25 protein-coding genes are annotated in these 22,195 nt (G+C 56.5%); 8 read left to right on the top strand and 17 right to left on the bottom strand.

Annotated features, from left to right (window positions below; genetic code table 11):
• Window positions 1-52: 52 nt before the first annotated feature.
• The gene (locus ABVF61_RS02895; RefSeq protein WP_353992023.1) at window positions 53-328 is read left to right on the top strand and encodes a DUF1127 domain-containing protein; all 276 of its coding nucleotides are present in this window, start codon (window positions 53-55) and stop codon (window positions 326-328) included.
• A 71-nt stretch (window positions 329-399) separates the two neighbouring features.
• Here the strand turns inward: ABVF61_RS02895 and ABVF61_RS02890 are convergent, their stop codons facing one another.
• Window positions 400-936 carry a peroxiredoxin-like family protein gene (locus ABVF61_RS02890; RefSeq protein WP_353992022.1) on the bottom strand — a complete coding sequence of 179 codons (537 nt, stop codon included), beginning with the start codon at window positions 934-936 and terminating at the stop codon, window positions 400-402.
• Between the two features lie 109 nt (window positions 937-1,045).
• On the opposite strand from ABVF61_RS02890, the gene ABVF61_RS02885 reads away from it, so the two are divergent.
• Window positions 1,046-1,849, top strand: coding sequence for an AraC family transcriptional regulator (locus tag ABVF61_RS02885; RefSeq protein WP_353992021.1), 804 nt, complete (start codon window positions 1,046-1,048; stop codon window positions 1,847-1,849).
• A 5-nt stretch (window positions 1,850-1,854) separates the two neighbouring features.
• Here ABVF61_RS02885 and ABVF61_RS02880 read toward each other — a convergent pair whose 3' ends face one another.
• The 6 genes from ABVF61_RS02880 to purC form a co-directional block, all read right to left on the bottom strand.
• Entirely contained in the window at window positions 1,855-2,109 is a 255-nt protein-coding gene (locus ABVF61_RS02880) for a DUF2164 domain-containing protein (RefSeq protein ID WP_299480749.1), read from the bottom strand.
• 23 nt (window positions 2,110-2,132) lie between these two features.
• Window positions 2,133-2,801: a phosphoribosylformylglycinamidine synthase subunit PurQ gene (gene purQ, locus ABVF61_RS02875; RefSeq protein ID WP_353992020.1), complete on the bottom strand. Its 669-nt coding sequence runs from the start codon at window positions 2,799-2,801 to the stop codon at window positions 2,133-2,135.
• Window positions 2,802-2,819: 18 nt separating this feature from the next.
• On the bottom strand, window positions 2,820-2,927 hold the full coding sequence (locus tag ABVF61_RS02870) for a phosphoribosylformylglycinamidine synthase-associated small membrane protein (RefSeq protein ID WP_353992019.1): 108 nt from the start codon (window positions 2,925-2,927) through the stop codon (window positions 2,820-2,822).
• Between the two features lie 16 nt (window positions 2,928-2,943).
• Complete coding sequence (gene purS, locus ABVF61_RS02865; RefSeq protein ID WP_353992018.1) at window positions 2,944-3,183, bottom strand: phosphoribosylformylglycinamidine synthase subunit PurS; 240 nt, start codon at window positions 3,181-3,183, stop codon at window positions 2,944-2,946.
• A gap of 109 nt (window positions 3,184-3,292) precedes the next feature.
• Entirely contained in the window at window positions 3,293-3,826 is a 534-nt protein-coding gene (locus ABVF61_RS02860) for a hypothetical protein (protein ID WP_353992017.1), read from the bottom strand.
• Between the two features lie 103 nt (window positions 3,827-3,929).
• Window positions 3,930-4,694: a phosphoribosylaminoimidazolesuccinocarboxamide synthase gene (gene purC, locus ABVF61_RS02855; RefSeq protein ID WP_299480761.1), complete on the bottom strand. Its 765-nt coding sequence runs from the start codon at window positions 4,692-4,694 to the stop codon at window positions 3,930-3,932.
• A 325-nt stretch (window positions 4,695-5,019) separates the two neighbouring features.
• Here purC and ABVF61_RS02850 point away from each other — a divergent pair, with 325 nt between their 5' ends.
• Complete coding sequence (locus tag ABVF61_RS02850) at window positions 5,020-5,343, top strand: DUF1476 domain-containing protein (RefSeq protein WP_353992016.1); 324 nt, start codon at window positions 5,020-5,022, stop codon at window positions 5,341-5,343.
• Window positions 5,344-5,642: 299 nt separating this feature from the next.
• Here the strand turns inward: ABVF61_RS02850 and ABVF61_RS02845 are convergent, their stop codons facing one another.
• Window positions 5,643-5,885, bottom strand: a complete 243-nt coding sequence (locus ABVF61_RS02845) for a hypothetical protein (RefSeq protein WP_353992015.1) — start codon at window positions 5,883-5,885, stop codon at window positions 5,643-5,645.
• Between the two features lie 348 nt (window positions 5,886-6,233).
• On the opposite strand from ABVF61_RS02845, the gene ABVF61_RS02840 reads away from it, so the two are divergent.
• Window positions 6,234-7,043, top strand: a complete 810-nt coding sequence (locus ABVF61_RS02840; protein WP_353992014.1) for an HpcH/HpaI aldolase family protein — start codon at window positions 6,234-6,236, stop codon at window positions 7,041-7,043.
• Window positions 7,044-7,111: 68 nt separating this feature from the next.
• Here the strand turns inward: ABVF61_RS02840 and ABVF61_RS02835 are convergent, their stop codons facing one another.
• From ABVF61_RS02835 to purB, 3 genes are all read right to left on the bottom strand, one after another.
• Entirely contained in the window at window positions 7,112-7,666 is a 555-nt protein-coding gene (locus ABVF61_RS02835) for an RBBP9/YdeN family alpha/beta hydrolase (RefSeq protein WP_353992013.1), read from the bottom strand.
• A gap of 27 nt (window positions 7,667-7,693) precedes the next feature.
• A complete protein-coding gene (locus ABVF61_RS02830) occupies window positions 7,694-8,443 on the bottom strand; it encodes a metallophosphoesterase family protein (RefSeq protein ID WP_353992012.1) in 750 nt (249 codons plus the stop codon).
• A 251-nt stretch (window positions 8,444-8,694) separates the two neighbouring features.
• The gene (gene purB / locus ABVF61_RS02825; RefSeq protein WP_353992011.1) at window positions 8,695-10,023 is read right to left on the bottom strand and encodes an adenylosuccinate lyase; all 1,329 of its coding nucleotides are present in this window, start codon (window positions 10,021-10,023) and stop codon (window positions 8,695-8,697) included.
• Window positions 10,024-10,186: 163 nt separating this feature from the next.
• Here purB and ABVF61_RS02820 point away from each other — a divergent pair, with 163 nt between their 5' ends.
• Entirely contained in the window at window positions 10,187-10,669 is a 483-nt protein-coding gene (locus tag ABVF61_RS02820; RefSeq protein WP_353992010.1) for an NUDIX hydrolase, read from the top strand.
• Window positions 10,670-10,675: 6 nt separating this feature from the next.
• Here the strand turns inward: ABVF61_RS02820 and ABVF61_RS02815 are convergent, their stop codons facing one another.
• The 5 genes from ABVF61_RS02815 to ABVF61_RS02795 form a co-directional block, all read right to left on the bottom strand.
• A complete protein-coding gene (locus ABVF61_RS02815; RefSeq protein WP_353992009.1) occupies window positions 10,676-12,289 on the bottom strand; it encodes an APC family permease in 1,614 nt (537 codons plus the stop codon).
• A 169-nt stretch (window positions 12,290-12,458) separates the two neighbouring features.
• Window positions 12,459-13,280 carry an FkbM family methyltransferase gene (locus ABVF61_RS02810; protein ID WP_353992008.1) on the bottom strand — a complete coding sequence of 274 codons (822 nt, stop codon included), beginning with the start codon at window positions 13,278-13,280 and terminating at the stop codon, window positions 12,459-12,461.
• A gap of 159 nt (window positions 13,281-13,439) precedes the next feature.
• The gene (gene rpe, locus ABVF61_RS02805) at window positions 13,440-14,108 is read right to left on the bottom strand and encodes a ribulose-phosphate 3-epimerase (RefSeq protein ID WP_353992007.1); all 669 of its coding nucleotides are present in this window, start codon (window positions 14,106-14,108) and stop codon (window positions 13,440-13,442) included.
• Between the two features lie 120 nt (window positions 14,109-14,228).
• A complete protein-coding gene (locus tag ABVF61_RS02800) occupies window positions 14,229-14,999 on the bottom strand; it encodes a DUF2259 domain-containing protein (RefSeq protein WP_353992006.1) in 771 nt (256 codons plus the stop codon).
• Between the two features lie 58 nt (window positions 15,000-15,057).
• On the bottom strand, window positions 15,058-16,032 hold the full coding sequence (locus ABVF61_RS02795; RefSeq protein WP_353992005.1) for a sodium:proton symporter: 975 nt from the start codon (window positions 16,030-16,032) through the stop codon (window positions 15,058-15,060).
• 111 nt (window positions 16,033-16,143) lie between these two features.
• Between ABVF61_RS02795 and ABVF61_RS02790 the strand changes: the two genes are divergently transcribed.
• Together ABVF61_RS02790 and ABVF61_RS02785 are read left to right on the top strand one after the other, a co-directional pair.
• Window positions 16,144-17,412 carry an NAD(P)/FAD-dependent oxidoreductase gene (locus ABVF61_RS02790; protein WP_353992004.1) on the top strand — a complete coding sequence of 423 codons (1,269 nt, stop codon included), beginning with the start codon at window positions 16,144-16,146 and terminating at the stop codon, window positions 17,410-17,412.
• 130 nt (window positions 17,413-17,542) lie between these two features.
• The gene (locus ABVF61_RS02785; protein ID WP_353992003.1) at window positions 17,543-17,824 is read left to right on the top strand and encodes a PepSY domain-containing protein; all 282 of its coding nucleotides are present in this window, start codon (window positions 17,543-17,545) and stop codon (window positions 17,822-17,824) included.
• 67 nt (window positions 17,825-17,891) lie between these two features.
• On the opposite strand, the gene ABVF61_RS02780 is transcribed toward ABVF61_RS02785, so the two are convergent.
• A complete protein-coding gene (locus tag ABVF61_RS02780) occupies window positions 17,892-18,371 on the bottom strand; it encodes an Lrp/AsnC family transcriptional regulator (protein ID WP_353992002.1) in 480 nt (159 codons plus the stop codon).
• A gap of 146 nt (window positions 18,372-18,517) precedes the next feature.
• Here ABVF61_RS02780 and ABVF61_RS02775 point away from each other — a divergent pair, with 146 nt between their 5' ends.
• Entirely contained in the window at window positions 18,518-22,039 is a 3,522-nt protein-coding gene (locus ABVF61_RS02775) for an indolepyruvate ferredoxin oxidoreductase family protein (protein WP_353992001.1), read from the top strand.
• Window positions 22,040-22,195 lie beyond the last annotated feature (156 nt).

The raw sequence follows: 22,195 nt of genomic DNA, 5'->3' as shown, positions 1-22,195 counted from the left end.
ACCGATACAATTTAAGAATAGCACGGATTGTGCCCCAAATTCAGGTGATATTATGAGTTCAATAGTTACAATGAGGGCAGGAATCTTTCCTGCACAAACCACGTGGACCCGTTTCGGCAGGGTTTTGATCCAAAAACTGCTGACCTGGTCGCACCTTTATAGGACACGCCGTCAATTGCTCGAACTGACGGACAGAGAATTGCAAGACGTCAATCTGACATGGGAAGCTGCGCTCCAGGAAGCACAGAGACCTTTCTGGGAAAGTGACGGCCACTTCGATTCAGAAGGCATATACGCAAGACGTGAAACGGGTCCGGTCCGGACCTAGTGCGGTGTTGACCCACCTTATTATTCAGTTCCCCGGGCCGAAAGTGGGATCGCGGCCCGGGGATACGACCCTCAGACCGCGCCGGTGTATTCGCCGCGGGCCGGGTAGTCGTTCTTTTGAACGAAGTCGAGTGCGCCGATCATTTCCTGGAAATGCGGTCGCACGAACGGCATCGTCTGAACGGATGCGAAGTAAAGCGTGCCATCCCCTTTGACGAGGAACACGCCCGGTTCTGAGAAAAGGGCCGGTTCCTCGATGCCGATGGACGTCGTGCCACGGCTTGTGGAGACGTAGAGACCCCATTCCTTTGCCACTGTCAGAGGCAGTCCGTATCCGAAACGAAGGTCTTCATGGCCAACCTTGTCGGCCATCTGCTGGGCGCGGTCCTTTTCGTCGGACGATATGGCGACCGTCTTGACGCCTTTTGCGGCGAAGTCGGACGTGAGGCGTCCGAGTTCCTTGAGATACGTTGCGCAGATCGGGCAATGAAGGCCGCGGTAAAAAACCACGAGCGTTGCGAAGTCCGCCGCATCCTGTGCAAGATCGAACGTGCCCGAGTTTAGGGTTTCAACGGTCAGGCCAGGAACCTGCTGACGTGGGATAAGCATCTTTTTCCTCATACTTATTGGGCAAGGCTTCACATTTGCCTTTCGATGCGCTTAAATTAGCGAACGTTTGACGATGAAACATCCCGAAAAGATGATCAGGAGTACGAAATTGCCGATTGCGTATCGAACATCATTCAGCGGAAAGCTCGATCGGCTGTCGTCTCTCATCGATCGCTTGCGCGTTCAGGTCTCCAATGCACTGATTGATGAACCGAATAACGGTGTCGCAAATCTTGTCATCTTCACGGACCCCGCCGGTGCCCGCCGGCTGGTTTTCTGTCCGTTGAAGGACGAGGAAACCCGGGTGTTTCCCGAAACGGCGCCTCTGGCTGGCGAAACGCCGCTTGTGGCCGCGCATATTACGATTTCCGGCATCGGCAAACAGTTGATCAATGCCTTGCCGGCGTGCATCTCCGTGCCGCTTTCCGAAGAACCGTACCTGACCGCCGTGGTGACACCGTTGATCGAAGAAGCGACGATGCCGAGATGCGGTGGGCAGGCGGCCTTCCAGCGTTTGTGCGAAGTGGTCGTGATCCGTCTGTTGCGTCATGCCATGGAGGAGGGCAGGGCCGATACGGGTCTCCTGAACGGATTGGCGCATCCGCGTATTGCTGCAGCCCTCGTAGCCATTCACGAAGCGCCCGGGGAAACCTGGACACTGGAGAAGCTTGCCGAAACGGCGGGCATGTCGCGGACACAGTTCGCCGTCACCTTCAAGGATCTGGTCGGCGCAACGCCGATGGGATACCTCTCCAACTGGCGTTTGGATATTGCAAGGGCCGAGCTTGAGGCCGGGCGGCAAGTGAAGTCGGTTGCAACGCTGTGCGGTTTTTCGAGCCCGGCGGCATTTTCGCGCGCTTTTTCACGCCGTTTCGGATATCCGCCGAAACAAAAGCGCAATCAAGCGGCCTGATTGGACTACTTTCGATCCTCGACCTTGCGCTCCATGGCGTAGATCTCGTCGGTGACATCATCGGCTTTGCGCGCAAATAGCGCCTGCGCGTCCTTCAGACCGAGATTGTAGAAGTGGGCGCCAAGGGAGCCGCTCAAAAAATCAATCAGGAACTCCGCGTCCATGTTGCCGACCTCAAGGTCCAGCTCATCATCGAGATATCTCTGGATCTGGGCAGTCAGGCGCGTCCTGACTTCCTTGTCGAGCTTGAGTTCCTTCATGGCGTCATCCTGCCGGCCGCGAATCAGGCCGCCTTGTCAGCGAGGCTTTCGAACAAAAGGCGACCGTCGAGGCCGCCATTGAGCGGTTCGACCAGATTCTCCGGGTGCGGCATCATTCCAAGAACGTTGCCTTTCGCGTTCGTGATCCCCGCGATGTCATTGATCGAGCCGTTGGGATTGGTCCCCTCAGCGTATCTGAAAACGACCTGACCGTTGTCCTCGATCCTGGCAAGCGTGGTCTCGTCGGCAAAGTAGTTGCCGTCATGATGCGCGACGGGACAGCGCCAGACCTGACCTTCGGTGAACTTTGACGAGAACCGCGTGGCGTTGTTCACCGTCGTCATTCTCACTTCCTTGCAGACAAAGGTGAGGCCCGCATTGCGCATCAAAGCGCCGGGCAGAAGACCGGCCTCCGTCAGGATCTGAAAGCCGTTGCAGACGCCCAGAACAGAAACGCCGCTCTCGGCCTTCGCAACCAGATCCTTGAGGATCGGCGAGCGGGCGGCAATGGCGCCGGAACGCAAGTAGTCGCCATAGGAAAAGCCGCCGGGAACAACCACGAGATCCGCGTCGGGCAGCGTGCTTTCGGTGTGCCAGACACTTTGGGGCCGTGAACCGGTGATAAGCTCCAGGGCGTGGAACATGTCACGGTCACGATTGGATCCTGGGAAAACGATGACAGCGGTTTTCATAGGGCGATCCCGTTATTTCTAGAGCATCACAAGAACGGCAATAAGCGCCGCCAAGGCCGGTATCAGAATGAACACCGCCGCCTTGATCGCCATGAAACGAATGGCGTTGCGGGTGTCCTCATCCATCTCCCGGATCCGGATTTCACGCGATTTCGATCGCGTAGTTTTCGATGACCGTGTTCGCGAGCAGCTTTTCGCACATCTGCTCGAGTTCGTTTCTTGCGGCATCCTTGTCGGATCCCGTGAGCTCAACATCGAACACCTTGCCCTGACGGACGGACCCGACATCATCAAAGCCGAGGCCGTCAAGCGCGCCTTCGATTGCTTTACCCTGAGGATCGAGAACACCGTTTTTCAGAGTGACGATCACGCGTGCTTTCATGGTTGGCTTCCCGCAATGGTCTGCAGATGCTGCAGCAACAAACAGTTTGGGGCTCCCCATACACGAGGAGCCCCGGAAGAGAAAGAGGAATGCGCACAATTGCTGGGAATTATGGCAGACGCCTGATTGTTGTCTGGTTCAGATAACGTTTGAAATATGTGTTGGCGACGCTTTTGCTGCGCGCGGCGGAGACGAGCACGGATCCCCGGTTGTCCTGAATGACAAACCGTCCGGTTATCCAGATACGGCCCTTCCTATCCCTGAAGTATCCGCTGAAATCAAAGCCTGCATAGTTCTTTTTCACAACACGGCGTGTGATGGTCAGCTTCGCGCGGTCTTTTGCAGCGATGTTGTAGACGTTTGCGATCGCATTGAAGAGTTCGCGCGACAGGATACCGTCCTTGATCGCCTGTTCAGCATCGCCTGATACCTTGATCGGACCCTGGGCGATCAGCCGGTCGGACTTGCATCGCGGTACTTCGCAGACATAACCGGTAAAGCCGTTTGACGACTTCTTTGTCCAGCCACTTGGCGCGTAGTTCGTCTGGATGCTGCCGGGTTTCAACCCGCTCGTTTGACATGCGGCCAAAATTCCACAGAGCAGAATGGCGGCTGCTGTTTTCGTGAGTGTTTGGATATTCATAATGATAACGCCCCCTTGAATTGCAAGGAGGCGTTTAATTGGCAGTTTTTACAATTGCAACGCGACGAAATAACTCACCCTCTGATTGCAGGGCGGTTGTTCCTCATTGCACCAGTGTCGGGCCGGAATTGGGCGGACGTTCCGTCGCCATCATGATGCCGAGCCGCTTGGCGACTTCCTGATAGGCTTCCAGCATGCCGCCAAGGTCACGGCGGAACCGGTCCTTGTCCATCTTGTCGTTGGTCTCAATGTCCCAAAGGCGGCAGCTGTCGGGAGAGATCTCATCGGCGACGACAATGCGCATCATGTCACCTTCGAACAGGCGTCCGCATTCGATCTTGAAGTCCACGAGGCGGATGCCCACACCCAGGAACAGGCCAGAGAGGAAGTCGTTGACCCTTATGGCGAGCGCCATCATGTCGTCCAGCTCCTGCGGAGTTGCCCAGCCAAACGCCGTGATGTGTTCTTCAGCGACCATCGGGTCGTCCAGCTCGTCGTTCTTGTAGTAGAATTCGATGATGGAGCGGGGCAGTTGCGTGCCTTCCTCAAGGCCAAGGCGTTTGGCAATGGACCCGGCAGCAACATTGCGAACGACAACTTCCAGCGGAATGATCTCGACTTCGCGGATCAACTGCTCGCGCATGTTCATGCGGCGGATGAAGTGGGTCGGGATGCCGATTGCATTCAGATGATTGAAAATGAATTCCGAGATGCGGTTGTTGAGAACACCTTTGCCGTCAACAATCTCATGCTTCTTGTTGTTGAAGGCGGTCGCATCGTCCTTGAAGTGCTGAACCAGAGTTCCCGGTTCCGGGCCTTCATAGAGAATCTTACCTTTACCTTCGTAAATGCGCCGACGGCGATTCATGGGCTATACCGTTTTTTCGTGAAACCTTTGAACGGGCTCTGCTTACCTTGTCAAAAATCCTGCGGGACATTTCCTGGTCAACCGGCAGGTGCCAATAAGGCTGCAATCCCCGATTTGCGGCGCGGAACTTACCCGAAGCGCGGCAAAAGTACAATCGTATGTTTTTCCGTGGCTGTTGCGGGTGCCCGAATTGGCGCGTTTGTCATGCTTTTGACGCAAGTGTGTATGTATCGCGTTGATTTGGCGCGCTTGCGGGGATATGCAAGAGGCCAACGAATCCCCATATGGGGTGCAGTGCATGAGCGCAGTTCAGGAGACGAAGAGTATGAGCACATTCGACAAGCGCGAACAGGGCTTTGAGAGCAAATTCGCGCATGACGAGGAGTTGCGGTTCAAGGCGACCGCACGCCGCAACAAGCTTTTGGGCCAATGGGCTGCCGGACTGCTGGGCTATGAAGGCGAAAAGGCCGAGGAATACGCCAAGGAGGTCGTCCGCGCAGACTTCGAAGAGCCGGGTGACGAAGACGTCTTCCGCAAGATCCGGGAAGACTTCGACACCAACAACATCGACCAGTCCGACCACCAGATCCGCCGCAATATGGATGAGCTGATGGCGACCGCTGTCGAGCAGCTGCAAAACGAAGGCTGACACCGTTTTCAAATGGTGCGAGGAACGTTCAACGCCCGCCGGGAACGGCGGGCGTTTTGTTTGTGAGCGAGCAGAACAGTCCAGTGCGCGTTTCCACAAAGACACGCGTGTGTGACGCATGCTGTGGAATGTTTGCAAGGCAGTCGATTTCTTACGATGCGCAAGCAACCCGACCGGACACGCGCTTTGGTTCCAGTGGCAAGGCAACCGGACTTTTGACGCACCGGTCCCGCGCGGAGGCGACCCTGCGGGACGATCCGACCTCAGCATCAAGGTGCACGCTGCTCAGAACCTGACATTCAGGTCCAGGCGATGGCCGTTCCGATCAGGACTAGCCCCATGCCGGTGAGTTCGCGGAAAGAGTAACTTTCACCAAAATGCAATTGGGTCATTGCACCGATAAAAATCACTTCCGCACCCAGTATGCCGACATAGATCAGGCCGAGTCTTTCCTGCCTGAGGGCAAACACTTCGAAAGCGCCTGCCGTGAGCAGGGCGGCTCCAATGATCAGGGCCAGACCGATGCTTGGAAATTCCGCCAAGGACTTCATCGCGACCATTGCGACACTGTAAAAAAACGCCGAAATTAGCGCTAGTATTGCTACAGAATTGAACATTTTTCTAAATAAAATAATTAAAGATTACCTAGCGTAAGGAATGTAGATTCTTCGGTCAAGGAAAAAGGGGTTCTCGAGCTTTCAAGAACGGCTAAATTTCAAAAAAAGTCCGCCGGAAAGGGGCGGTTTGTACGTTCTCGGTGGTGTACGAAGCAAAGATGCCGTGAGTTGAACCATTCATTGCGGGATCATTGTACGAATTTGTCTCCGACAGGGCTTGCAGCCATTGCCCGCGCGCGCTTTGATCGCGGCAAAACAAATGGGAGATCGAGCGTGACGGAAAAACAATTTCTCGCGGACAAGATGCGGTCCGGGCAGCCGGTTGTGACAAGCTGGTGTTTTCTTCGGTCGGCGATGATCCCGGAGATTCTTGCCCGAGCGGGATATGGAGCCGTTACGATCGACATGCAGCACGGCATGTACGATTTCGATGGGACAGTGGATGCGGTGACGCATATTGCCCTTGGCGGTGCGCATCCCATTGTCCGCATCCCGGTTGGCGACAATGCGCTTGCCGGACGGCTGATCGACATGGGCGCTGAGTGCATTATTGCACCCATGATCAATTCAAAGGCAGATGCGGAGGCGTTCGCACGAGCCTTGAAATATCCGCCGGTCGGAGATCGCAGCTGGTCACCTCGACGCGCGGTGATGCTGACGGGTCAGAGCAATGAAGAGTATCTGAAGGCGTCCAATTCCCAAACGCTTGGGCTCGCGATGATAGAGACACGTGAAGCGATCGATGCTCTGGACGATATCCTGTCGGTGCCTGAACTTGACGGTATTTTTGTCGGACCGAGCGACCTGTCATTGTCACTTTCCAATGGTTCTGCACTCGACCCGAACGGGGAGGCAACTGCCCGCGCCTGTGCCGAGATCGCGCAAAAGGCCCTCGCGGCAGGCAAGCTCGCCGGGATCTTCTGCCTGAGCGGCGAAAAGGTAGAGGAGGCCGTTTCAATGGGATACCGCCTGATCTCGCACGGGATCGACACGGTCTTTATCGACAGTGCAGCGCGCGACGCACTTGGCGAAGTCAGCTGGCTCAAGGACAAGGTTTCAAAAGCGAGCGGAACGGGCTACTGACGAGCGGGCGAACATCGGGATTCCGACGCTAGGCGGACGCGATCAGTGCGTCCGTTGTTGTTGCCGGATCAACCCAGGCGCTTCATGAAATGTGCGAAGGACATCATGCCCTCTGGCCAGGGGCCGTGTCCGCTTTCCAGATTGATATGTCCCGCTTCGCCGGCATCCTGAAACGTCGCTCCCCAGGCATCGGCAAATTCCTGTGCGCGCTCATAGGTGCAATAGGGGTCATTGCGGCTGGCCACGAGATGGGCTGGAAAGGGAAGCGGGTCGCGTGAAACGGGCTTGAAGTCGCCGCCATCAAAGCCTTCGACAAGCCCCGGCCGATCCCAGTCTGAGGGTGCCACCAGATAGGCGCCCCTGACCTTGTCCTTGAGCACATGCGCGCCGTGGGCGACAAGAATACAGCCGAGTGAATGTGCCACCAGGACGACAGGTCGCTCAGCTGCCTCAACGTCTTCAACAAGTTTTTCCAGCCAGTCTTTTTTGACCGGTGCCAGAAGCTCCGTCTGCTTGACGACGCGGGCCGTTGGCATCTTGTCGCGCCAACGCAGGATCCAATGGCCCGGCAGCGGTTTGCCGTAACCTGGAATGAGCAATATGTCTGTTTCAGTGATTTTCATTCGTGTGCCTTGTTTAGGTCTGCAAGGTCAGGAAAGCGGGCCATAGAATCCATGCGCCAAAGCGCGTGCCCAGCCTGACCGACCGTTCTTTGCCGCTTCGCGGCTGGCTGCATCCCAGTCGTAGCTGATAATCTTTTCCTGAAAGTTCCAGGTCATTCCCGATTTTGTCATCAGCGCATATCGCGCATGCGGGCTGCCGACTTCCATCTTGTGCAGCGTTGGATGATCGTCCTGATAGGAGGGCAGGCCGACGCTGCCGGGATTAAGGATGGTCTGTCCTGTCGCATTGAGGCGAATGATCCTGGGAATATGCGTGTGCCCGCAGCAAATGATGGCTGATTTTTCGCCTTTTATCTCTGCAAGCAGGGTGTCCTCATCCGGCAGATGGCCCTTTGGTCCCTCGACCTTTTCGGTCAGATAGCGGTTGTCGTTATCCGGCGTTCCGTGACACAAAAAAATGTCGTCGCTCAGACGGATTGTTGCTCCGGTGGTGCGCAGCCAGTCCAGGTTCTCCGGTGACAGCCGCTCCGCTGCAAAGACATCAGTTGGTCCGAGGGCTTCAAGAGGGTCCTCGATCAGAAACCGGTCATGATTGCCGCGAACGGTCGGCCAGTTTTTTTCACGGAGGATGTCCGCGGTTTCATCGGGCCAAAGCGGACCCGAAACACAGTCGCCGAGGTTGACGATTACATCCGGGCTCTCATGCTTCAGGTCCGCAATAACCGCTTCGAGAGCGAGCAGGTTGCCGTGAATGTCGGATACGACGCCGATTTTCATGATGATCTCCGCCGGACAGGCACAATGAGCCAGGTTTTTTGGTTGGAGCAATCTCGCTCGAACCACCCTGCAGCGTCTCTGCAAGCTCAGGTTCGAGCATTTGCCAGGTTTGGTTGCGAGCTGATCAATCTCAGTCGCGACAAACGTGGCAAATTTCAATCCGGTTGTCATCCCGGAAGAAATGAAGATCCGGAAAGCGATACTCCGTCTTTGCTGCCAAATGCGACGAATGCCGTTGTGGTGCCTGCGCCTCAGTTGTCAGAGAACACCCGTTCGAAGATCACGTCGACATTCTTCGTATGATAGCCAAGATCGAACCGGTCGCGAATTTCCTGTTCGGACAGGTAGTTGCGCACATCGGCATCTTCCAGCAATTCGGTCAGGAAATCGACAGAGGCAGCGCCGGCGACCTGGTAGCTGTCCCAGACCTTCATCGCATTTCTCTGAACCAGCCTGTAGGCGTCTTCGCGCGAAGATCCTGCCTGGGTCAAAGCCAGCAAGATGCGCTGCGAATGCACCAGTCCGCCGAGCCGGTCCATGTTCCCAATCATGCGCTCAGGGTAGACCATGAGCTTGTCGATGACGCCCGTCAGTCGGACAAGCGCAAAGTCGAGCGTGACAGTTGCGTCCGGACCGATCATGCGTTCAACGGAGGAATGCGAGATATCGCGTTCATGCCACAGCGCGACGTTTTCCATGGCAGGGATGGAGTAACCGCGCACAAGGCGCGCAAGCCCGGTCAGATTTTCGGTCAGCACCGGATTGCGCTTGTGGGGCATGGCCGATGAGCCCTTCTGCCCCTTGGAGAAGAATTCTTCCGCTTCGAGAACTTCGGTACGCTGCAGGTGCCGGATTTCCGTTGCAACCCGTTCAATCGAGGATGCGATCACGCCGAGCGTTGCGAAATACATGGCATGACGATCACGGGGAATGACCTGTGTGGAAACCGGTTCCGGCTTCAGGCCCATGGCCTTGGCCACATGCTCTTCGACACTCGGGTCGATATTCGCGAACGTGCCGACAGCGCCGGAAATGGCGCATGTCGCGATCTCCTCGCGAGCGGCCAGAAGGCGGGTCTTGCAACGGTCAAATTCTGCGTAGGCTTCGGCCATCTTGAGACCGAAGGTGACCGGCTCAGCGTGAATGCCGTGGGAGCGCCCGATGCAGACGGTGTCCTTGTGCTCCATCGCACGGCGTTTCAACGCGGCGAGCAGCGCTTCGAGATCTTCGAGGAGAAGGTCGGTCGCCTTGACCAGCTGTACGTTGAAACAGGTATCCAGGACGTCGGACGAGGTCATGCCCTGGTGAACGAAGCGGGCGTCCGGTCCGACGATTTCCGCCAGATGGGTCAGAAAAGCAATGACATCGTGCTTTGTTTCGCGCTCGATCTCGTCGATGCGGTCGATGTCAAAAGTGGCGCTGCCTCCTTTTTCCCAGATGGTCGCCGCGGCTTCCTTGGGAATGACACCGAGGTTGGCCAGCGCGTCGCAGGCATGGGCCTCGATCTCGAACCAGATACGGAATTTCGATTCCGGAGACCAGATGGACACCATGTCAGTGCGGGAATAGCGCGGGATCATCGCGGGCAGAACCTCATGTGGAAGGAGTGTGTGGCTGCGAAATAGCAGAGCAGCGCTTGCCCATCAATGCAGCGAAGCCGATTTTGCTTGCAGGTGACGTCCTCCTTGTGAATTTTACGTGCTGGGGAGGGGTAGAAGAACCTTTCAGGTGATGGAGAGACACATGCCAATCTGGCGTCCGGCAAATACAATCACCGTCAAGGCACTCGCACTGATCTGGCAGGACGACGCATTGCTCCTGTCCGATATTTTCGATGATACCGGCCGGGTCAAGGGCATGCGGCCCCTGGGTGGAACCGTCGAATTCGGCGAGCCCTGGCGGGATACGCTGCAGAGGGAATTTCTGGAGGAACTGGGGGCTCGTATCACACTTCTCGACAGCTATCTCGTTGTCGAGAATCTTTTCGAACATCATGGCGTCGCGGGCCACGAGATCATCTTTGCCTGCCATGCTCATTTTGCTGAAAGCCGGTTCTACCAGAAGGACAGTATTGCGTTTGAAGACAGCGATGAAACATCCGGAATTGCCAAATGGGTCTCATTCGCGGAACTGGACGCCAAGGGGCTGGATTTTTACCCGACCGGGCTCAGGGAAAAGCTGATGGAGCCAGGCCGGTCCGGAGCGATGAAACCGCGCCTTAGCTGAACGCGGTCAGTCCCGCTTGAAACCAGGCTCTTCGACGGGTGCATCCTCCACAACATCGTATTCACCGATTTCATCAAGTTCTTCTTCCGCCAGATAGAGATCAAATTTGTCCTTGGGCAGGCTGAGACGATTGGCGAGGAAATAGACGCCTGAAGCAAGCGCGCCGACCGCAAGTATGTCCGGGCCGACCGGGATGACATCCAGTCCGCCACCAAAGGACCCCAGATAAGACAGGACAACGAGGCCAGGCAGATAGGGTAGAAGCCAGAGCGCTTCCCGCCAGTCCAGACTGTCAAAGCCGCCCTGCGCATTGCGTAAAAGCAAAAGCGCCAAACCGATCAGCAGGCATATGACCAGATGAACCATCGTGTCCCAGCCGCTCCAATAGATGATCAGACTGGCGACCACGAAGGCCAGGCATCCCGTAATCGGCGCGACAGGCAGAACGAACGCCCTTGGCGTGTTCGGTAGCAAGCGTCTGAAGGCAAGCACCGCTATCGGGCCCACGACAAATGACAGCACAATGGAAGACGTATTGAGCGCAATAACCTGCTGAAAGGGCAGCACCACGAAGAACACGGCCGCGACCAGAAAGTTTACCAGAAGCGAAAACAGCGGAACGCCGCGACGGGAGAGTGTTTCCATGAACTTCGGAAACAAACCGTTTTGGGCCATCGCAAGCCCAAGGCGCGCATTGGAGCCGACCGAGACCAGGCCGGAGGCAAAACTGGAAATGCGTGCGCTGGTGTCGAGAATGCTCACGATCCAGAGGGCTCCAACCGCAGTGGCAAGCGATGCCATGGGCCCGAGTTGTCCTGGAAAATGCAGCGCGTGCCAACCGCCTTCAAGGTTCGAGTGATCCAACGCTCCAAGAAACGCGATTTGCAATCCACCGAGGATCAGAAGGCAGATGACGAGGCTCAGAACGAGTGCCAGCGGTACATTCACCTTGGGGTTTTTCGCTTCCCCGGCCATGTCGATGACATGCCGGAATCCGATCAGGGCAAAGATGACACCACCTGTTGAAATCGCCGACAAAATGCCCTTCAGGCCTTCGGGGGCAAAGCCTCCATAGTCACTGAAGTTGGCAATGCGAAACTCGGATGTGAGGATCACTGTTGCCAGGAGGGCCGGAACGATGACTTTCACCCAGGTCAGGGCGGTGTTGATGCGTGCGAAAAACTTCACCCCAAAAGCGTTCAGCACCGTGAAAATCATGAGAAGCAGGCAGGCAACACCGAGACCGCTGAAGGTCAGCTGACCGTCCGGGCCGTAAAGCCAGGGCGCAAGGCTTCTGGAATACCTCAGCACTGCCTCGACTTCGATGGTTGCAGCGGTGTTGTATCCGATCCAGGCCGTCCACCCCATTGTCATGGACACGACCGAGCCGTGTGAAAAATGCGGCACGCGGCCGATACCGCCGGCGACGGGGAGGATCGTCGCGATTTCCGCAAACGTTGCGGCAAGCAGGAGCATTGCAAAGCCGCCGATGACCCATGCAATCATCGCCGAAGGCCCGGCAGCCTGGGCAGCAAGGAGCGGTGTGAACAGCCAGCCAGACCCCAGTATGCCGCTGATGGCGACAAATGTGAGTCCCAACAGCCCAATGCTGCGGCGCATATGTGCCAAGATGTCCCCCAGACAATCAATAAAGCATTGCACACGACCTTAGCCGAGGGGATACCCGGTCGGGAAGTCGGGTTTGTGAAATGTGTTCAGGAAACCTTTGGGGGGGTGCGCGTTTTGCAAGCTTCGCGCGAGTGATCTGGTACCATGAGACCAGGACCTGCTATCGCGCCAGGACCAGTGCGGCCTTGCCGTTCTTGTCCACGTCGAAGGGCTCCCGTCTAACGCGGGTCAAGAACATCTTGCTGACGTCTCGTTTGAAGATTTCAAACCGCGAATAGCCCAGAGCCTCAAGCGTTGAAATGAGATCGGCTCCGCTCTCATCGGACAGAACCTCGCAAAGAAGCGGCGTCGTGTGTTTTGCAAGCGTTTCGACGCCGCCGCTGATGACGCTGGTTTCGTGTCCTTCGACATCGATCTTGATCATCTTGATCCTGGCGGCGTCCAGCTGATTTTCCTCCACGAATGCATCGAGTGTGGTGCACTTGATGTCGACCTTGTCGACTGCGATATCGTGATGAGAGGCGTCCAGCGTCGCCCAGCCTAGATTGCCATTTCGCGGAATGAAAATCGGGACCTGGTCCTGACGGTCAGAGAGGGCCATGTTCACGGCTTCGACATTCCGGGCGCCCGACAGGCCGAGATTTGCCTTCAGAATTTCAAACGTGACCGGGTTTGGTTCAAAGGAATAAACGGTCTTGAAGCGGTCACGCAGCAGGATCGAATAAACCCCGATGTTGCCGCCGACATCGAGAAAAATCGCGTCTTCATCCGGAGGGTATTCATCGAGAAAGTCGAGAACTCCATCCAGCTGGGTTTGTTCGAAACTGCCGGTGCTGAACAACCGCATCCCGATCACATCATTCATCGGTACGCAAATATGGGTAAACCGGTCTTTCTTTGACGCGCGCTTTCGCATCATTTCCGCTAGGGCATAAAGGGCGCGGTCAAGTATTAGATCGGATAGTTTTCTTTCACGTAACATGTGCGCCCGCTGTCCGTTTGAAGTGACTTTGCGTCTGAATGCGAGAGGTTGGGCGAACGGACTTTCGAAACAATTAAAGCGATTGCACAAATTTCAAGCTTTTGAAGATTTGCATCGTTGTTTTTACATTGAAACAACCGGAGAGTGCTTCGAAAATACTTACAATTTTACAGCATCCCTGATCGCTGAAATGTTCGCTGCATAGGCCTCTTTCGTGCCTCCTTTAAAGACGGCCGAACCAGCTACCAGCACATTCGCGCCCGCGGAAGTCACTAAAGGGGCGGTTTCCGGCGTCACGCCGCCATCGATTTCAAGGTCAATCGGGCGGTCTGCGATCATGTCCTTTATCCGCCGCGTTTTCTCGACTTGCGAGTGGATGAATTTCTGACCGCCAAAGCCCGGGTTCACTGTCATTACCAGAATAAGGTCCAGGCGGTCCAATACGTATTCCAGCACGTTTTCCGGCGTCGATGGGTTCAGCGAAACACCAGCCTTCTTGCCAAGATCGCGGATCGCCTGAAGTGTCCGGTCGAGGTGAGGTGTTGCTTCTGCATGCACAGTGATGATGTCCGATCCGGCTTTTGCAAAGGCCTCAAGGTATGGATCGACGGGTTCAATCATCAGGTGGGTATCGAACACCTTGTCGGAATGCGGACGCAGTTTCGCAATGATATCCGGACCGAAAGTGATGTTCGGAACGAAGTGGCCGTCCATGACGTCCAGGTGGATCCAATCGGCGCCGGCCTCCACAACGTCGCGAACCTCCTGTCCGAGCTTGGAAAAGTCGGAGGCAAGGATCGACGGGGCGATGATTGTGTTGTGCGGCATGACAGGCTCCCGGAAAAATCAGCGCCCGGAGTGCTTTGCCAGCCGGACAGACGGTATCGCCTGCGCGGCTATCATGCGCGCCAAAGAGTTTCAAACTCTTTTTGCCGAAGTTGCGGTTTCCTAGAGCCGGCCCGCTATCGCCAGATACCTGCGGTCAGGCCCTTCAAATCCGAGGCTTTCCATCTGGATCAGCACGGCGAATACGGGTGGGGCACTTTCAGGGTAGTAGGTGAAAAACCGCTCCATTCTGTATGAAGTGGGGCAAACACGGCTCTTTGGAAGGGTGGTGTCGTGGTTCAATGTCCGTGTCACGCCGTTGTTGACCATGGTCAACCGAAACCCTTTGCTCTCGACGTCATAGGCGGTGCATTGGGCGTTTTGTAATGGAAACTCAGACAGGGTCAGTTCGACCGACGTTTCGCCGGACAGAAGCGGCAGCCTGGGGGCCACCACCATCTTATGGGGATTTGAGCCCAATTCCGTTCTGGGATTGAAAGCGACAGTTTGACCCCGTCCAGCAATGCCCTTCATTTCGAGCAGCTTATCCGCGGCACCAAAATTACGGGCGCGGGTGTCGGTCAAGTACGCATACTCGTCCGTGCCCTCCAGGTACTCCATCTCATCTATCCGGCGAAAAGGCGAGGGTTTCACCCAGCTATCGCCAAGCACGTCGATCACGAAGATGTCCGAATAAGGGTAGCCCGAGCCGTCCTGGAACCCGTATTGTTCGAAGGCGAAGAAATCTCCGTGTTTGGAAAAACCGAAGATTTCCAACTTTGCGTCGTCCCCCGCCGAGGCCAAACCGGCTGATGCGCAGATCATCATGAAAGAAGGCAGCAAGCAAAACACGGCTTGCTGAAGCTTCTTCTTCAGATAGGACGGGACGGGCATGCATTTTCCTCCGACTTCAAACGTTCGTGCCGGTAGTTAAGCATAGGAAATCCCGGTTTCAGTTCTCCGGCGTCACAGTTTTTGCGTTTTGGCGGCAAAAAACACGTACAAATGGCTTGAGGAACATGGGCAGCAGATAAATCGGGAATTGTCCGACCGCGAACCAGAGCCACGTGAATTCGGGAAGAGTTCCGCCAAAGGCGGCAACCATGAGCCCCATGTTTCGCGTGCCGCAGGTGTGAGCGATCGCATAGGCGTCTTCCCGCGTCGCCGGGGCGAACAGCGCGAGCGACAGCCCGATCTGAACAATCGCCAGACCGAATGTGAGCGCGGTTATCATGAGCGTATAAAGCGGCCGGTCCGCGAAACTGGCAGCCACGCCGTCCATCGCGGCGATCGCGAAGAAAAGAAGGAGAAGAACGTTCAGACCACCGATATGGTTCGCACTTCGCTTAAGCCGCTCCTCTCCGGCAAGCTTTCTGAGGAGCATGGCGAGCACAAACGCCCCTGCGAGCAGGATGGACAATTGCGTTGCCAGTCCACCGACGCTCAACGGGAGGGACGAGCCGAGCATGAGGCTGCCGATAAAGGGCGCCGTGAGCGGTGTCACGATCAGAGCTGCAACCGAAAGAGCAAGGCTGAGCGTCCCGTCGAGACCGAGGAGATAAATGAAAGCCGGAGCCGCCATGACCGGTGGTGCTGCCGTTGCAATATAGAGCGCCAGAACAACGTCCGGCCCAAGCGCGGAAACGCCTGAAAGCCTGATAAGCAGATAGGTCAGCAGTGGTGCGCCCAGCATCATCCAGAAAAGAGCTGCGATCAGGAGTGCAGGTCGTTTCAAACGGGTCTTGATGGCATCCTGATCCACCCGGAGAAAAGCCAGTGTCAGGAGACTGAAGACAGCGAGTGCAAGAAAGGGTCTCAGATGAGCGGACAAGACCGGGAGCGCCATGCCGATGAATATGCTCGCGGCAAGGGCGGCGGTTCCGTGCCGTCCGATAAAAGCCAATCCTGCCCCAATTAGTCGAATCATCTAGTGTGTCTCCAGAAACAGCAAGGTGAGGCAGGCTCCTTGCGCTACTTAACCGAACGGGGGCGCCGATACCAGACGCAAAGGCGCGCCTGAATTGTCTTTAGCGTTGGTATGACAGAAGAAAACGGTCAATACACTTCATTCGACGTCGTGGTCCTCGGGGCCGGAATCGTCGGGGTGTCGACAGCGTTTCACCTGAAACTGCTGGGGCTCGATGTTGCCCTTTTGGACCGGTCTCACCCCGGCGAAGAGGCGTCATTCGGCAACGCGGGCATCGTTCAGTGCAACGGGTTCGTTCCGCACCCCATCCCCTTAAAACCGATGCAGGTTCTCAGCATCTTATCCGGCCAATCCAGCGCTGTGTCCTGCGACTTGAAAAAAATCATCTCACTTGCACCCTGGCTCAAACAGTATCACGCGGCCAGCAGCGGACGGGGGATCGAGCACTATTCCAGAGCGATTGCGCCGCTCAGGGCCCTGGCTGCGCAGGACCATCTCGACCTCGCGCGTCTGTCGATCGCCGAGCGGTATTACCGCAGGGGCGGCTGGCTTCACCTTTACCGGTCAATCAGCTCATTTCGTGAGGACGAGATTGAGCGTCATTACGCGCGCGTTCATGGGGTCTCCTATAATGAACTGACCAGCGAGGAAACATCCGCTCTCGAGCCAGGTCTGAAACCCGTGCATGTGAAGGCAGTGCATTGGAGCGAGAGTTGTTCCGTTTCGAACCCCGGAGCCGTGGTCGATGCCTTCTGGCGTGGCTATATACAAGAAGGTGGTCGCTCTTTCAGGGGCGATGCACGAAAACTGCAGCGGCAGCGGGGAGGCTGGCGGATCGAGTGTGAGCGTGGTTCCATCAACGCGCGAAATGCTGTGGTGGCGCTCGGGGCCTGGTCCATGGATCTGCTGAAGAACCTGGGTGAAGACTTTCCGCTGGTCGCGAAGCGCGGCTATCACATGCATTTTCAGCCCGAACCCGGAGCGACGCTTTCCAGGCCCGTCGTTGATCTTGACCACGGCTTCGCGCTGACACCGACGGACAACGGTATTCGTCTGACGACAGGTGTTGAACTGACGGACCGGGATGCGCCAGCCAATCCGAATGTCATCAAGCGGGCGCGGCGCCGTGCGACGGAGCTCTTTCCGCTGGGAAAGGCACTTCAGGAAACGCCCTGGCTGGGATCCCGTCCGTGTCTTCCGGACTCGTTGCCTGTCTTCGGAGCGTCCTACAAGACACCTGGCCTTTGGCTGAATTTCGGACACGCACACGACGGCTTCACGCTTGGTCCCGTCACCGGGCGTCTTTTGGCCGAACAGATTGCAGGCAAGGACCCGGGATTGGATCTGACAGCATTTGCGCCTTCGCGATTTGCAATTTGAGTTGGCTATGGCGCGAACCTGGTTTCAATGCACTTCGAATGATGGATTTTCTTTAATTTGCAACGTGCTCGCGAGAGACCACATCAGCAGCGGCGACACACAACCGACTGATCAAGACGAGGAACACACGTTGCAAATACCAAAGTTGGCAAATCCAATTCAGGCTGCGACGCTTGCTATGGCAACCTTCCTGGCAACCGGCACAGCCGCGTCCGCCCAGGTTCAGGCCGGAGATACCGTTGGAACTTCAGTGTCCGGGATTGCCCTGGCGCTTGAAACGGGCGGCTATGACATTCGTGAGATTGAGGTCAAACGGTCTCGTATCGAGGTGGAAGCAATCCTTGACGGCAGCAAGTTCGAGATCAAAATCGATCCGCAATCCGGAAAGGTAACGGCTGTGGAGCGCGACTGACGCACAAAGCGGATCCAGGGGCATGTGCGTTTCATCTAGCAACGATTGGGTTGCCGCACGACCCGGTTCAGTTTTCCCGAAGCGGCAAAGCGACGGTATCCTTGACCGTATTGACCACGATCCTTGACTGGACATCGGAGACCAGCGTGTTGTCCAGCAGCTTCAGCCGCAGAAAATTGTCATAGGTTTTTATGTCGTCGGTGACGACCTTGATCAGGTAGTCCACGGCGCCGGTGATGCGTTCGCAGGTGACGACTTCGGGCCAGTGATGCACCAGCTTGTCGAATGTCTCCATATTGTCCCGGCTCGGGACGGCCAGCTTTACGAAAGAATAGGCGACGAAACCCAGACCGACGGACTCCCGGTCGATTATCGCGGTAATCTGGCGGATAATCCCTTGTTCCTTGAGGCGTTTGATCCGCCGCCAGCACGGCGTTTGGCTCATTCCCGCTTCTTTGGCCACTTCGGCGATGGACAGCGATGCATCCCGCTGCAAGACTCGGAGAACACGGATGTCGGACGGGTCGAGAAGATATTTTTCGGTCATCGCCTATTTGGGGAATTTTTATGCGGTTCTGAGGTTATTGACCGTGACGATAGCACAGAAATTGCCCAAGAAAAGGATGATATTTATCTAGAAGAAAGTGGCGGGGAGGCGCTGCCGCCAAGATCGACGTTTCAGGAGGACGCCGGATGAATGTTCATATGCCAACCGTGTCGCTGGAAGACAAATATGTCGCGACAGAAGGACGGGTTTATCTGACTGGCATACAGGCACTCGTGCGGCTGGCACTGGATCGGGCGCGGCTGGACCGTGACGCCGGCCTGAAGGCTGGCGGATTTATTTCAGGTTACCGCGGATCGCCGCTTGCCGGTTACGACACCGAGCTCATGCGCGCTCAGCGCCACCTAGACACTCATGATGTTGTGTTCAAACCGGGGGTCAATGAGGAACTTGGCGCAACGGCGGTCTGGGGCAGCCAGAAACTGAGAGGCGAGGGCGGCGTCGGCAGGCCGACAGACTATGATGGCGTTTTCGGCATCTGGTACGGCAAGGCTCCAGGTGTGGATCGTGCCGGCGACGTGTTGCGCCAGGCCAATGCATCGGGGACCGACCGGAATGGCGGCGTACTCGCGCTGGCGGGCGATGACCACCTCGCAAAATCCTCCATCCTCCCCGCGCAAAGCGAGTTCTTTTTTGAACACGCTGAGATTCCCGTTCTGAACCCTTCAGACATTCAGGACGTGCTGGACTTCGGTCTTCACGGGCTCGAAATGTCCAGATTTACAAGCCTCTGGACCGCGTTGATCTGTGTTGCAGACACGATGGACGCGTCTGCGACGATCGATATCTCCGGCGACAGGCTCCGGCTAATGCGCCCGCTGGAAGGTGATCCGCGCAAGGACTACAGGCAAAACCGTGACCTTATGCTGGGCAACCGGCTGGAAACGGAACGGCTTGTCCGGGACCTTCGTATCCCGGCAGCTCATAACTATGTCCGGACAAACGGTCTTGATCGTGTCACCTACGGAACGCGCGGGCAGGCTAAACTCGGTATCGTTACGTCCGGCAAGGCCTACCGCGATCTCTTGCAGGCGCTCAATCTCATGGGCATAACCGAGGATCTCGCCAAGTCCATCGGACTTGCTGTCTACAAGGTGGCAATGACCTGGCCCCTGGAGCCATTGGGGCTTCGCGAATTTGCCCGCGGCACAGAGCGGTTGCTCGTTGTCGAGCACAAGCGTGCCTTCATGGAAAGCCAGATCAAGGAGATTTCCTATCACTGGCCGGACATGAGCCGCCCGGAAATCTGGGGCAAGCGCCGTCCGGACGGAAAACCGTTCCTGTCGGATGTGCTTGAATTGTCCGTTGCCGAACTGATCAAGGGACTGATGGCGTGGCTGCCGCAAGAGGTGGTGTCGCAGGACATGGGCGCTGTTGCCGACCGCATGACCAAGCAGGTCATGTGGGCGCAGGGACATGCCGAACGCGCAGCGCGAATTCCCTATTTCTGCTCAGGATGCCCGCATTCGACCTCAACCAAAACGCCCGAAGGGTCGCGCTCCATGCCGGGGATCGGGTGCCATGCCATGACCGAAATGGCTGGCCGCACGACCGAAGGCCAGATCGCGATGGGCGGCGAGGGTGTCCTTTGGGTGGGACAGGAACCGTTCTCCGACGACAGTCATGTCTTCGCCAATGTGGGTGACGGCACCTACTTCCATTCCGGGATCCTGGCCATCCGTCAGGCGCTCGCCTCGAACGTGCCGATCACCTACAAGATCCTTTACAACGACGCGGTCGCAATGACCGGCGGGCAGAAGGTCGATGGCCTTTTGACCGTGCCGCAGATCACGCGACAGCTGGAGGCCGAAGGCGTCGAGCGCATTGCCATTGTGTCCGAAAACCCGGAAAACTATGGTTCCTGGACACCCGTTGCAAAGGGTACGAAAATCCACCACCGCGACGAACTGATGGATGTCCAGGAAGATCTCCAGACGTTCAAAGGCGTCTCGGTTATTGTCTATGATCAGACCTGTGCCGCCGAAAAGCGTCGCCGGCGCAAGCGGGGACAGTTTCCGGACCCGGACAAGAGACTGTTTATCAACGAGCGGGTTTGCGAAGGGTGTGGAGACTGTTCGGTTCAGTCGAATTGCCTGTCTGTCGAACCCCTGGCAACGCCGTTCGGTGAAAAGCGCGTTATCAATCAGTCGAGCTGTAACAAGGACTTTTCCTGCATCAAGGGCTTTTGCCCGTCCTTCGTCGAAATCGATGGCGCGGCACTTCGCAAGCCGAAAAAAGCCGAGATCGACATCGACGTTCTTGCAGACGCCTTGACCGATCCGGTCCTTCCATCGCTTGAGCGGACTCAGAACACGCTCGTTGCCGGTATCGGCGGTATGGGCGTCACGACCATCAGCGCTGTTCTTGCCATGGCAGCGCATATCGATGGCAAGCAAGCATCGACGCTTGATATGACCGGGCTTGCCCAAAAGGGCGGGCCGGTTACATCTCACGTACGTTTTGCTGCCAGTGACAGGTCCATCGAGGGACCACGGGTTCCAACGGCCAGCCTTGATCTGTTGATCGCAAGCGACATGGTGGTCGCCACCAATGCAGATCAGCTAGCCTTGGCACGGCGTGGACACACAGTCACGGTGGCAAATACCAAAGTTGCGCCGACCGCGGAATTTGTTCTCAAACAAACGCTTTCATTTGACGAAAAGCGCATGGATACGGCCTTGCGCGAGGCATCGGGTACTTATGTCTCCATGAATGCGGCGGACATAGCGGAAAAGCTTCTTGGCGACGCCATCTTTGCAAACATGCTGCTTGTCGGGATGGCTTACCAGAGCGGTGCTCTGCCTGTGTCGGATCACGCGCTGGAAACCGCACTTCAGCTCAATGGGGCTGCTGTTGCAAACAACATCAAGGCGTTCCGGGCGGGACGCGTACTGGTGGCGCAACCGGACAAACTTCTGAGCGCGCTGCCTGCCGCCGAAGCGCAGCCGACGTTCACGCTCGAGGAAAAGATAGCCTTCAACGAAGAAGAACTCACGAGGTATCAGGATACGGACTACGCTGCAGGTTACCGCGACCTCGTCGAAAAAGTGAAATCAGCCGATACGTTGCACGGTCCTGGAACAATGCGACTTACGCAGACCGTTGCCGACATGTTGTTCAAGGTGATGGCCTACAAGGACGAATATGAGGTCGCACGTCTTTATTCGTCTCCCGACTTTAAGGAAAAGGTCTCGCAGCGTTTTCAGGATCCAAAGAGGATCAAGGTTCATCTGGCACCGCCTCTGTTGGCGCACCGGAAGGATCCCAAAACCGGACGTCCGGAAAAAATCGCCTTTGGACCTTGGATTTTCCAGGCCTTCGGCTTGTTGGCCAAGTTCAAGGGTGTTCGCGGCAAATGGTATGATCCATTCGGCAGAACAGCTGAGCGAACGGCGGAGCGGGCGCTGATCCGCCAGTACAAATCCGATATCGCAGAAATCCTGAATAGGCTGCCGGACGGAAACTACGGTCTTCTTGTTGAATTGGCGCGCGTGCCGGATCTTGTCCGTGGGTTCGGTCCGGTCAAGGAGGCCAATCTGAAGAAGGCGTTCGATAAACGTGATTTGTTGCTCAAGCAGCTCAACAAAACAGATAGCAGCGGTGGGGATCGTGAGGCAGCAACGTCGCAGTTCCTGGAAGCGGCGGAGTAGTTCGCCCGGCGCTGGAATAGGAGTTTAGCCGGTGGCAAACCGGTTGCGCCCCTTGGTGAACCTGTTTCAAGAAGATTGACCAGTGGCGGCACATCCCCATCCAGGACGCCCGATCATGACCCATGCGATTACGAAGTGATGTTCGTCTTTGAGCAT

The sequence above is a fragment of the Roseibium sp. HPY-6 genome, from assembly GCF_040530035.1.
In the GTDB taxonomy this organism is placed as follows: Bacteria; Pseudomonadota; Alphaproteobacteria; order Rhizobiales; family Stappiaceae; genus Roseibium.
This window is presented reverse-complemented; position numbering and strand designations above follow the sequence as displayed.

What these genes read in the sequence shown, in the direction of transcription:
- ABVF61_RS02895 (WP_353992023.1), top strand. Translation starts at nt 53, where the DNA reads ATGAGTTCAATAGTTACAATGAGGGCAGGAATCTTTCCTGCACAAACC.
- ABVF61_RS02890 (WP_353992022.1), bottom strand. Translation starts at nt 936, where the DNA reads ATGCTTATCCCACGTCAGCAGGTTCCTGGCCTGACCGTTGAAACCCTA.
- ABVF61_RS02880 (WP_299480749.1), bottom strand. Translation starts at nt 2,109, where the DNA reads ATGAAGGAACTCAAGCTCGACAAGGAAGTCAGGACGCGCCTGACTGCC.
- purQ (WP_353992020.1), bottom strand. Translation starts at nt 2,801, where the DNA reads ATGAAAACCGCTGTCATCGTTTTCCCAGGATCCAATCGTGACCGTGAC.
- ABVF61_RS02870 (WP_353992019.1), bottom strand. Translation starts at nt 2,927, where the DNA reads ATGGATGAGGACACCCGCAACGCCATTCGTTTCATGGCGATCAAGGCG.
- purS (WP_353992018.1), bottom strand. Translation starts at nt 3,183, where the DNA reads ATGAAAGCACGCGTGATCGTCACTCTGAAAAACGGTGTTCTCGATCCT.
- ABVF61_RS02860 (WP_353992017.1), bottom strand. Translation starts at nt 3,826, where the DNA reads ATGAATATCCAAACACTCACGAAAACAGCAGCCGCCATTCTGCTCTGT.
- purC (WP_299480761.1), bottom strand. Translation starts at nt 4,694, where the DNA reads ATGAATCGCCGTCGGCGCATTTACGAAGGTAAAGGTAAGATTCTCTAT.
- ABVF61_RS02850 (WP_353992016.1), top strand. Translation starts at nt 5,020, where the DNA reads ATGAGCACATTCGACAAGCGCGAACAGGGCTTTGAGAGCAAATTCGCG.
- ABVF61_RS02835 (WP_353992013.1), bottom strand. Translation starts at nt 7,666, where the DNA reads ATGAAAATCACTGAAACAGACATATTGCTCATTCCAGGTTACGGCAAA.
- ABVF61_RS02830 (WP_353992012.1), bottom strand. Translation starts at nt 8,443, where the DNA reads ATGAAAATCGGCGTCGTATCCGACATTCACGGCAACCTGCTCGCTCTC.
- purB (WP_353992011.1), bottom strand. Translation starts at nt 10,023, where the DNA reads ATGATCCCGCGCTATTCCCGCACTGACATGGTGTCCATCTGGTCTCCG.
- ABVF61_RS02820 (WP_353992010.1), top strand. Translation starts at nt 10,187, where the DNA reads ATGCCAATCTGGCGTCCGGCAAATACAATCACCGTCAAGGCACTCGCA.
- ABVF61_RS02815 (WP_353992009.1), bottom strand. Translation starts at nt 12,289, where the DNA reads ATGCGCCGCAGCATTGGGCTGTTGGGACTCACATTTGTCGCCATCAGC.
- ABVF61_RS02810 (WP_353992008.1), bottom strand. Translation starts at nt 13,280, where the DNA reads ATGTTACGTGAAAGAAAACTATCCGATCTAATACTTGACCGCGCCCTT.
- rpe (WP_353992007.1), bottom strand. Translation starts at nt 14,108, where the DNA reads ATGCCGCACAACACAATCATCGCCCCGTCGATCCTTGCCTCCGACTTT.
- ABVF61_RS02800 (WP_353992006.1), bottom strand. Translation starts at nt 14,999, where the DNA reads ATGCCCGTCCCGTCCTATCTGAAGAAGAAGCTTCAGCAAGCCGTGTTT.
- ABVF61_RS02795 (WP_353992005.1), bottom strand. Translation starts at nt 16,032, where the DNA reads ATGATTCGACTAATTGGGGCAGGATTGGCTTTTATCGGACGGCACGGA.
- ABVF61_RS02790 (WP_353992004.1), top strand. Translation starts at nt 16,144, where the DNA reads ATGACAGAAGAAAACGGTCAATACACTTCATTCGACGTCGTGGTCCTC.
- ABVF61_RS02780 (WP_353992002.1), bottom strand. Translation starts at nt 18,371, where the DNA reads ATGACCGAAAAATATCTTCTCGACCCGTCCGACATCCGTGTTCTCCGA.
- ABVF61_RS02775 (WP_353992001.1), top strand. Translation starts at nt 18,518, where the DNA reads ATGAATGTTCATATGCCAACCGTGTCGCTGGAAGACAAATATGTCGCG.